Below are 9442 nucleotides of genomic sequence, written 5' to 3' on the forward strand. Positions count from 1 at the left end.
CATCAGGCACTGAGCTCTTCCTTCACCTCGAACAAGCGGCTGGCCTCCTGGCGGTCCAGCGCAGCCTTGATCAGACCGCGAAACAGCGGATGTGCGTGGTTTGGCCGTGACCGCAGTTCCGGGTGGGCCTGGGTTCCAACGTAGAACGGGTGCTCCTCGCGCTTGAGCTCGACGTACTCGACCAAATGGCGGTCCGGGCTGGTGCCGGAGAACCAAAGGCCGGCCTGTGCGATCTGGTCGCGGAAGGCGTTGTTGACCTCGTAGCGGTGGCGGTGACGTTCGGACGCTTCGTTGGCGCCGTACAGCTCGGCGACCAGAGAGCCTTCAGCCAGGGTGGCCGGGTAGAGGCCCAGGCGCATGGTTCCGCCGAGGTCGCCGCCGGCGATGATCTCCACCTGCTCTTCCATGGTCGCGATGACCGGAAACTCGGTGTCCGGGTCGAACTCGCTGGAGGAGGCTCCCGGCAGGTCGGCCTTGTTGCGGGCGTATTCGATGACCATGCACTGCAGGCCGAGGCACAGGCCGAGCACGGGGATGCCGTTTTCCCGGGCGAACTTGAGGGCACCGAGTTTGCCCTCGATGCCGCGGATACCGAAACCCCCTGGCACACAGATGCCGTCGAGTTCGCCGAGCAGCCGCGCGGCTCCCTCGTCGGTTTCGCAATCGTCGGAGCCGATCCAGACGATTTTGACCCTGCTCTGGTTGGCGAATCCGCCAGCTCGCAGCGCCTCGGTGACCGAGAGGTAGGCATCCGGCAGGTCGATGTACTTGCCGACCAGGCCAATGGTGACCTCGTGCTTGGGATGGCGTACGGCTTCGAGCAGGTTCTTCCAGCCGGTCCAGTCCACAACGTCGGCGGTGAGACCGAGGGCGTTGACGATGTACTTATCGAGGCCCTGATCGTGCAGCATGGTGGGGATCTCGTAGATCGAGGCGACGTCGACGGCGTTGACCACGGCATCCTCGTCGACGTCGCACATGAGCGCGATCTTGCGCTTGTTCGACTCGGAGACGGGCCGGTCGCTGCGCAGCACGAGGGCGTCGGGCTGGATTCCGATGGATCGCAGGGTGGCGACGGAGTGTTGGGTGGGCTTGGTCTTCTGCTCGCCGGCTGCGCCGAGGAACGGCACGAGCGAGACGTGCACAAAGAACACGTTGCCGCGGCCGAGTTCGTGGCGCACCTGGCGGGCGGCCTCGAGGAACGGCTGGGATTCGATGTCTCCGACGGTGCCGCCGACCTCGGTGATGATCACGTCGGGGCGCACCTCGTCGCTGGCCTGCAGGCGCATGCGCCGCTTGATCTCATCGGTGATGTGCGGAATGACCTGCACCGTGTCGCCGAGGTACTCGCCGCGGCGTTCCTTGGCGATGACCTGCGAGTAGATCTGCCCGGTCGTCACGTTGGCTGACTGGCCGAGGTTAATGTCGAGAAAACGTTCGTAGTGCCCGATGTCGAGATCGGTTTCGGCGCCGTCATCGGTGACGAAGACCTCACCGTGCTGGAACGGATTCATCGTTCCCGGGTCGACGTTGAGGTAGGGGTCGAGCTTTTGCATGACGACGCGAAGGCCGCGTGCCGTGAGCAGGTTACCGAGACTGGCCGCCGTCAAGCCCTTTCCGAGCGAGGAGACCACACCCCCGGTCACGAAGATGTGCTTCACGGTACCGTCTGAATTGCCCGGACCGCCGATGCGCGTGTTGTCTGAACCGCGTGTATTTATATTTTCCACCACGGGCTTCAATGCTATCACCTGATTTTGATCGCTCATCTGTCAGAGGTGCGGGAGCCGGACTGCGCAAGGTCGAGCAGTTCCCTGGCATGTTCAAGACCGCTCTTCGAGTCGGGCAGGCCAGAAAGCAGTCGGGCCATTTCGGCGGCACGGTCGTCGCCGCGCAGCTGGCGCACGCTCGAGGCGGTGACGGATCCATCGCTGTCTTTGACGACGCTGAGGTGGTTGCCGGCAAATGCAGCGACCTGAGCGAGATGGGTGACCACGATCACCTGCGCGGTCTCGGCGAGTCGCGCGAGTCGCCGACCGATTTCGATCGCGGCGGCTCCGCCCACACCGGCATCGATCTCGTCGAAGACAAACGTAGGCACCGGGTCGGTCGCGTTGATCACGACCTCGATGGCGAGCATCACCCGAGACAGTTCTCCGCCGGATGCCCCGCGCGCCAACGCCCGCGGCTCGGCGCCAGCGTGCGGCCGTAACAGCAGGCGCACGAGGTCGATACCAGTGACGGTGCACTCCAGTCCGGCTTCGACCTCCACGAGCAGCACGGCGTCCGGCATCGCCAGCGCGCCGAGCTCGGCGGTCACCCGAATTCCGAGTTCCACCGCGGCCGCCTGGCGCAACGTTGTCAGAGCAGCGGCGAGATCGGTGACGAGCTCTCGGTCTGCATCCGCTTCGGCGCTGAGCTGCTCGATGCGGTCAGAGTCGGAATCAAGCTCAAGCAGCCGGGCGCTGCCGATGTCGAGGAATCCGATGGCTTCCTCGAGGCCGCCCGGGTATTTGCGGGCGAGAATGCCGAGTGCGGCCCGCCTCTCCTGCACGATTTCGAGTTCGCGGGCGCCATCGGCATCGAGGCCGGCGAGGTAGCTCGAGAGCTCGGCAGCGATATCAGCCACGACGAAACCAGCGTTGGCAATGGCGGTGACGAGCGGCGGCAGGGCCACGTCGTGGGCGGCGACCCGGTCAAGGGCGCGCCGGGCGGCTTCGAGCAGGGCGACGACGTCGGGCGCGTCGTCCGGGTTGTCTTCGGCGGAGACGAACTGGCGAGCCTGCTCTCCGGCCAAACGTAGTTCTTCGAGGTTGCCGAGGCGTTCGGCGCGTTCACCCAACTCGGCGTCCTCGCCGGGTTGCGGGGCAATCGTTTCGATCTCGGTCAGCGCGGCGCGCAGTTCATCGGCCTCGCGGGCTCGCAGGTCTCGTTCGGTGACGAGCCGGTCGAGATCGACCTGGTTGGTCTGCCAGCGGTGGAAGGCATGCTGGTAGTCGGCGAGCACTGCGGCGAGTTCGGGGCCGGCGAAACGGTCGAGGGCGTCACGCTGGGCGGCGGCGGAGCGCAGGCGCACCTGGTCGCTCTGGCCGTGCACGACGACGAGGTCGTTGCGCAGGTCGCCGAGCACGCTCGCCGGGGCGCCACGTCCCCCGACCATCGCGCGGCTGCGTCCCTCGCTCGAGACGGAGCGTCCGAGGATGAGTTCGGGTCCGTCGAGGTCTCCCCCGGCGTCACGGACCCGGTCGGCGACCGCGCTGGCGGGGTCGATGACCCAGCGACCCTGGACAAAACTCTGCGGCTGGCCCTGGCGTACGGTTCCGGCATCCGCGCGATCGCCGAGCAGCAGTCCGAGCGCGGTGACCACCATGGTCTTGCCGGCACCGGTTTCTCCCGTCACGGCGGTGAAACCGGGGCCGAGCGGCAGCGTCGCCTCGGCGATGACGCCGAGGTCGCGAATGAACAGCTCGTCGATCACTCGCGACCGACCGGACCGCGCCAGCCAGTGACCGGCAGGTTGAATTTGTTGACCAGGCGGTCGGTGAAGGGGCCGATGTGCAGACGGGCCAGGCGCACGGGAACATCTGAGCGGCGAACGATCACGCGGGCGCCGCGGGGAAGATCCTGGGTACGTCGACCGTCAGCGCAGAGCACGGCGCGGGCACCGGTGCGCGACAGTACCTCGACGGCCAGTGACGACTCCGGCCCGACCACGAGCGGCCTTGCGAACAGTGCGTGCGCGCTGAGCGGAACCAGCAACAGCGCTTCAACGCCCGGCCAGACGACGGGGCCGCCGGCCGAGAACGAGTACGCGGTCGAGCCGGTCGGGGTGGAGAGCACAACGCCGTCGCAGCCGAAGGATGACAGTGGGCGGCCGTCAACCTCGACGACGACCTCAATCATGCGTTCGCGACTGGCTTTTTCGACAGTGACCTCGTTCAGCGCCCAGGTTTCGTACACGACCTCGTCAGCGACCTTGACCCGAACCGACAGGGCCAGACGTTCCTCGACCTCGTAGTCACCCTTGAGCGCGCGGCGCACGGCCTCGCCGAGGTCGTCCCTCTCACTTTCGGCGAGAAAACCGACGTGACCGAGATTGATGCCAAGCAGCGGTGCCGAGCATCCGCGCACGAGTTCAGCCGAACGCAAAATGGTACCGTCACCGCCGAGCACGATGACAAGCTCGAGATCGGACGTTTGCACCGTGTGACCGAGAATCGCAATATGACCATTCAGCTCCGGGCAGGCGGCCAGAAGGTCAGCGCGTTCGTCCATGGCGAGCACCGGCACCGCCCCGGAGGCCAGAAGCTGCTTACACACCGTCGAGGCGGCTTCAACGGAGTCAGCGCGGCCGGTATGGGCGACGATGAGAAAATATCGCGGGGTGTCGCTCAACTCCTCACGCTCCAACCACTGCTTCGATTCGGTCCATCCATTCTGTCGGATTCGTGCCGGTCGTGGCGCTCATCCAGCATAGATACTCGTGGTTTCCGGCCGCCCCGATGATGGGCGAGGCGATGACTCCACAGGTTCTCAGACCGAGGTCCCAGCCGGCCCAGAGTACACCGGCCACGGAGTCGCTCCGGAGGCCCCTGTCGTGCACAATGCCCTCACGGATACCGCCGCGGCCTACCTCGAACTGCGGTTTGATCAGCAGCACAAAGTCGGCCCCCACTGCGGCTGTGGCTACGAGCGCCGGCAACACGGTGGTGAGCGAGATGAACGACAGATCGGCCACGACGAGGTCGGGTCGGGTGTCGATACCGGATGCCCCGGCGAGGGTTTCCGGGGTTGCATAGCGGATGTTGTACCCCTCGACCAGCTTCAGCCGCGGCTCGGTCTTCAGTTGCGCAGCAAGCTGGCAGTGACCGACATCGGCGGCAATGACCGAGGCAGCGCCACGTTCGAGCAGTACCTGGCTGAAACCACCGGTACTCGCCCCCGCGTCGAGCGCCGTGCGGCCGGTAACGGTGAGGTTGAAGGCATCGAGCGCAGCGTTGAGTTTGTGGGCGCCCCGGCTGACGTAGTGGTCGGTCGCGGCCACTTCGAGAACGGAGTCCGCTGAGACTTTTGTGCTGGCCTTCACGACGGGGACACCGTTCACCGTGACGAGGCCGTCGGCGATAAGTTTGGCCGCTACGGTTCGGGAGCGAACCAGCCCACGGTCGGCCAGGGCGGCGTCCAGGCGGGAGTCGGGCATCCGCTCTGGAAGCCCGTCACGCAGGTCGGCGTTTTTCAGTTCAGATTCGGCGTGGTGTGCAGGCATGGGTGTGTCTGTTTCATGATCGTGGGGGGTATCAGCGCCGGTCATGCCCGGCCCGCCGGGTCGGCATCAGCGTCTTCGAGTTCTTCGCGCAACTGCTCGTGCAGCGCACTGAACGCTTCGGCACGCTGCACGAGCGGCCGGGCCTCGATGCCGGCCAGCTGCGGCGCGAGATCGACCAATTCTTCTTCGGGCATGACGGGCTCGGGGTTCACAGTGTCTAGGCTACTGCGCGAGATACAGTCGCTCCGGAACGTTGAGCCCGTAGATCGCGCGTCCGGATCGGTAGATTGCAGCGCACGCGGCGCGCAGCAGGTTGATTCCGCCGTCGCCCTCCTTGACGATTTGAACGTCGTTGCCGTTGATGCGCACGCTTGCACCATTCACCGTGGCGGTCGAGCCGTCTTTGGAGAACACCGTTTCGGGGTACGGCTCGTGCAACTGTTGCAGGTTTTCAATGATGAACGTCGGCCGGGAGTCTTTGTCGGCGGCGAGAGCCTGTTTGGCCCGGTCGATGCCGGTGAGCACGAGTACGGCGGGGATACCGGCCCGGTTGGCACCCAGAATATCGGTGTCGAGTCGGTCACCGATGAAGAGCGCATTCTGCGCATCGAAGCGTCGCGTGGCCTCCAGAAAGATGGCTGCTTCGGGTTTGCCGGCTACCAGTGGAAGTCGACCAACGGCGGAGTGCACGGCGGAGACGAGCGTGCCGTTGCCGGGGGCGATACCGCGGGCGACCGGAATGGTCCAGTCGGTGTTGGTGGCGATCCACGGAATGCCCGTGCCGACTCCGTCGGCGTTGAGCGCGAATGCCGCCTCGGCGAGGTGTACCCAGCCGAGTTCTGGCGAGAAGCCCTGAATCACGGCGGCGGGTTTGTCGTCTGCCGATCGGGTCACGACGAACCCGCCCTTCCGGACCTCGTCGACGAGCCCGTCACCACCAATGACGAGGATGCTCGCGCCGGGTTCCACCTGCTCTGCCAGTAGCCGTACCGCCGCCTGGGGTGAGGTGATGACATCCGCTGCTGCCACGCTCAACCCGAGCTGGGTGAGGTGGTCCGCGACTGACTGGTCGGTGCGCGAGGCATTATTGGTGATGTAGCCCACGCGAATGGTCTCGGCGGCACGGTTCAGGCTCTCGACGGCGAAGGGAATCGCGGCCGGGCCGGTGTACACCACACCGTCAAGGTCTGCCAGAAGTACGTCTACACCGGCCAGCGGTGTTGATGATTCAGGCTTTCGGCGATGTAACATCCGGCTCCGTCTCGTCATCAGTTTCAGCCGTGTCCGCGGCTTCAGCAACGGCGTTGTCATTGTCGATGACGTTGTCGACTTCAGCGTGGTCATCCTCGCCGTCGTTGTCTTCGTCAGCGACGAAGGACGCGAGGGCGTCGTCTTCGTCTTCTTCCATTTCTTCGATCTCGATGGTTTCGTCATCGTCACCGGAGGTTCCGAGGGCAGCATCGGCGCGGGAAGCCCGTTCGAGCCACTCGTCGGCTTCGTTCTCCCTGCCGAGTTCGGTCAACACTTCCGCGTAGGCGGCGAACAGCTCGGGGCTGTAGGAGAAAGCGGTGTTGGGATTGAGCTGCGGAATTTCGAGTTCGACGAGTGCGGCATCTGTTTCGCCGAGGTCGAGTCGTGCACCGGACATGGCGATGGCCAGGCCTACCTGCACGGATGGCGACAAAGTAGCACGGTCGACCGAACGCCCCAGCTCGAGGGCACGGTCGGGACGACCGACGCCACGTTCGCTGTCGACCATGAGGGGAAGCTGATCGTTGGAGCCCGAAATTCGACGGTAGGTGCGCAGCTCGCGCAGGGCCAGGGCAAAATCGCCCGTGGCATACGCGGTGATCGCAAGGCTTTCACGCACCACACCGATCCGACCAGCCCGCCGGGCAGCGCTCATCACGTGCAGGTGCGCGAGCTGGGGGTCTTCGTCGATGACGCGGGCGGCCATCGCCAAGTGGCGCCCGACGGTCTCGGCATTCTCCTTCGTCAGGGTCTTGAGCTCGTTGCGGGCAATGCGGTCCAGGTCGTTAGCCGAGATGTCGTCGGGAAGTTCCGGGTCGTCGTGGCGCGGACGCACCGAACGCAGCTCACGCTGCATGCGCTGCTCCTCAGTCATCTCCTCTTCGACGACGCGGGCATCGCGGTCGTTACGCGCCGGGGCGCCGTCGCGGGTCCACAGTTTCTTGCCGGCATCCACACGCGGGGCTCCGGCACGGTTCGGCGAACCGCCGCGCTGGGTCCACGGCTTGCTGTCGTTGTCCGAGCGCGGACGGTCGCTGCTGGGTCGCTCCGAGTTGCCGCGGTACGGGGCGCGGTCAGTGCCGCCAGACGGACGATCCGAGTTGCCCCGGTACGAAGGACGCTCACCCTGCGCCGGACGGTCCGAGTTACCCCGGTATGGAGCCCGGTCAGTGCCGCCAGACGGACGATCCGAGTTGCCCCGATACGGAGGACGCTCACCCTGAGCCGGACGATCCGAGTTACCCCGATACGGAGGACGCTCACCCTGAGCCGGACGATCCGAGTTACCCCGATACGGAGGACGCTCACCCTGAGCCGGACGATCCGAGTTACCCCGATACGGAGGACGCTCACCCTGAGCCGGACGATCCGAGTTACCCCGATACGGAGGACGCTCACCCTGAGCCGGACGATCCGAGTTACCCCGATACGGAGGACGCTCACCCTGAGCCGGACGATCCGAGTTACCCCGATACGGAGGACGCTCACCCTGAGCCGGACGATCCGAGTTACCCCGATACGGAGGACGCTCACCCTGAGCCGGACGATCCGAGTTACCCCGATACGGAGGACGCTCACCCTGAGCCGGACGATCCGAGTTACCCCGATACGGAGGACGCTCACCCTGAGCCGGACGATCCGAGTTACCCCGATACGGAGGACGCTCACCCTGAGCCGGACGATCCGAGTTACCCCGATACGGAGGACGCTCACCCTGAGCCGGACGATCCGAGTTACCCCGATACGGAGGACGCTCACCCTGAGCCGGACGATCCGAGTTACCCCGATACGGAGGACGCTCACCCTGAGCCGGGCAATCAGAATTCCCCCGGTACGGAGCCCGGTCATTACCGCCGGACGGACGATCAGAGTTACCCCGATACGGAGGACGCTCACCCTGAGCGGGACGATCAGAATTCCCCCGGTACGGAGCCCGGTCGCTACCGCCGGACGGACGGTCCGAGTTGCCCCGGTAGGGAGGACGCTCACCCTGAGCGGGACGATCAGAATTCCCCCGGTACGGAGCGCGGTCGCTACCGCCGGACGGGCGGTCNGCTACCGCCGGACGGACGGTCCGAGTTGCCCCGGTAGGGAGGACGCTCACCCTGAGCGGGACGATCAGAATTCCCCCGGTACGGAGCGCGGTCGCTACCGCCGGACGGGCGGTCCGAGTTGCCCCGGTAGGGAGGACGCTCACCCTGAGCCGGACGGTCCGAGTTGCCGCGATACGGCGGACGCTCACCCTGAGCCGGACGATCGGAATTACCCCGGTACGGAGCGCGGTCATTGCCACCGTACGCGGGACGATCAGAATTGCCACGGTATGGCGGCCGCTCGCCACCCTGGGCGGGACGCTCGCTGTTACCGCGATATGGAGGACGTTCACCATCGCGCTGCGGGCGATCGGAGTTGGCGCGGTACGGCGGCTTGGCGCCATCGCGACCGCTAGAAGGTCGCCCGTTCGAGGGTCGGCCGCTCTGGTTCGAACGACGGTCATCCTGACCGTTGTTACGGGAATCGCCGTCGCGGGGTCCTGAAGGGCTCACTGTATCTCCTGTGTAATTAGTCCGGCATTTCGACAGACGTACCAAGCCTAAGCCTTTAGGCAAGACCTCGCTGAGTGCCCCATCCAGAGCGGATGCGTCCTGCCACTTCTAGCAACGTGAGCGGGCATGGATTGCACCAAGTGTGGCGCATTAAATGTGGTCATGTTGTGGGCGGGGTGGTGGGATATTCGCGGGGTGTCGAGTTTTTGGGTGGTTTTGGGGGTTTCCGCACGTTCTTCGTGGAAGGCCCCCCAAACCACCCGAATGTGTGAGCTGAGGAGCGAGTATCCCGCCACCTCGCCCTGCCCTGCCCTGGGCTAGGAGGAGCTTTCGTGAAGCGTGGGTTAACGCAGAACAACCACCCGAGGGTGGTTGTTAA

General features: G+C 65.5%; 8 protein-coding genes. All 8 read right to left on the reverse strand.

The genetic code is table 11. The annotated features are described in order from the left end of the window. Window positions 1-2: 2 nt before the first annotated feature. On the reverse strand, window positions 3-1751 hold the full coding sequence (locus CXY72_RS01900) for a CTP synthase (RefSeq protein ID WP_370446188.1): 1749 nt from the start codon (window positions 1749-1751) through the stop codon (window positions 3-5). Window positions 1752-1765: 14 nt separating this feature from the next. Then, a complete protein-coding gene (gene recN, locus CXY72_RS01905) occupies window positions 1766-3478 on the reverse strand; it encodes a DNA repair protein RecN (RefSeq protein ID WP_104126032.1) in 1713 nt (570 codons plus the stop codon). Further along, complete coding sequence (locus CXY72_RS01910) at window positions 3475-4395, reverse strand: NAD kinase (RefSeq protein WP_104126038.1); 921 nt, start codon at window positions 4393-4395, stop codon at window positions 3475-3477. The genes recN and CXY72_RS01910 overlap by 4 nt, the downstream gene beginning before the upstream one ends. Before the next feature lie 4 nt (window positions 4396-4399). After that, window positions 4400-5200, reverse strand: a complete 801-nt coding sequence (locus tag CXY72_RS01915) for a TlyA family RNA methyltransferase (RefSeq protein ID WP_104126039.1) — start codon at window positions 5198-5200, stop codon at window positions 4400-4402. Window positions 5201-5307: 107 nt separating this feature from the next. Next, window positions 5308-5478, reverse strand: coding sequence for a hypothetical protein (locus CXY72_RS19440; protein WP_158252438.1), 171 nt, complete (start codon window positions 5476-5478; stop codon window positions 5308-5310). 10 nt (window positions 5479-5488) lie between these two features. Beyond that, window positions 5489-6517, reverse strand: a complete 1029-nt coding sequence (locus tag CXY72_RS01920) for an HAD-IIA family hydrolase (protein ID WP_104126033.1) — start codon at window positions 6515-6517, stop codon at window positions 5489-5491. Next, window positions 6495-7391, reverse strand: a complete 897-nt coding sequence (locus CXY72_RS01925; protein WP_233197608.1) for a hypothetical protein — start codon at window positions 7389-7391, stop codon at window positions 6495-6497. The genes CXY72_RS01920 and CXY72_RS01925 overlap by 23 nt, the downstream gene beginning before the upstream one ends. Beyond that, complete coding sequence (locus tag CXY72_RS19125) at window positions 7388-8413, reverse strand: hypothetical protein (protein ID WP_146071017.1); 1026 nt, start codon at window positions 8411-8413, stop codon at window positions 7388-7390. Before CXY72_RS19125 ends, CXY72_RS01925 begins: the two co-directional genes overlap by 4 nt. Window positions 8414-9442: the final 1029 nt, after the last annotated feature.

Source organism: Cryobacterium sp. Y57, from assembly GCF_002929505.1.
Taxonomy (GTDB): domain Bacteria; phylum Actinomycetota; class Actinomycetes; order Actinomycetales; family Microbacteriaceae; genus Cryobacterium.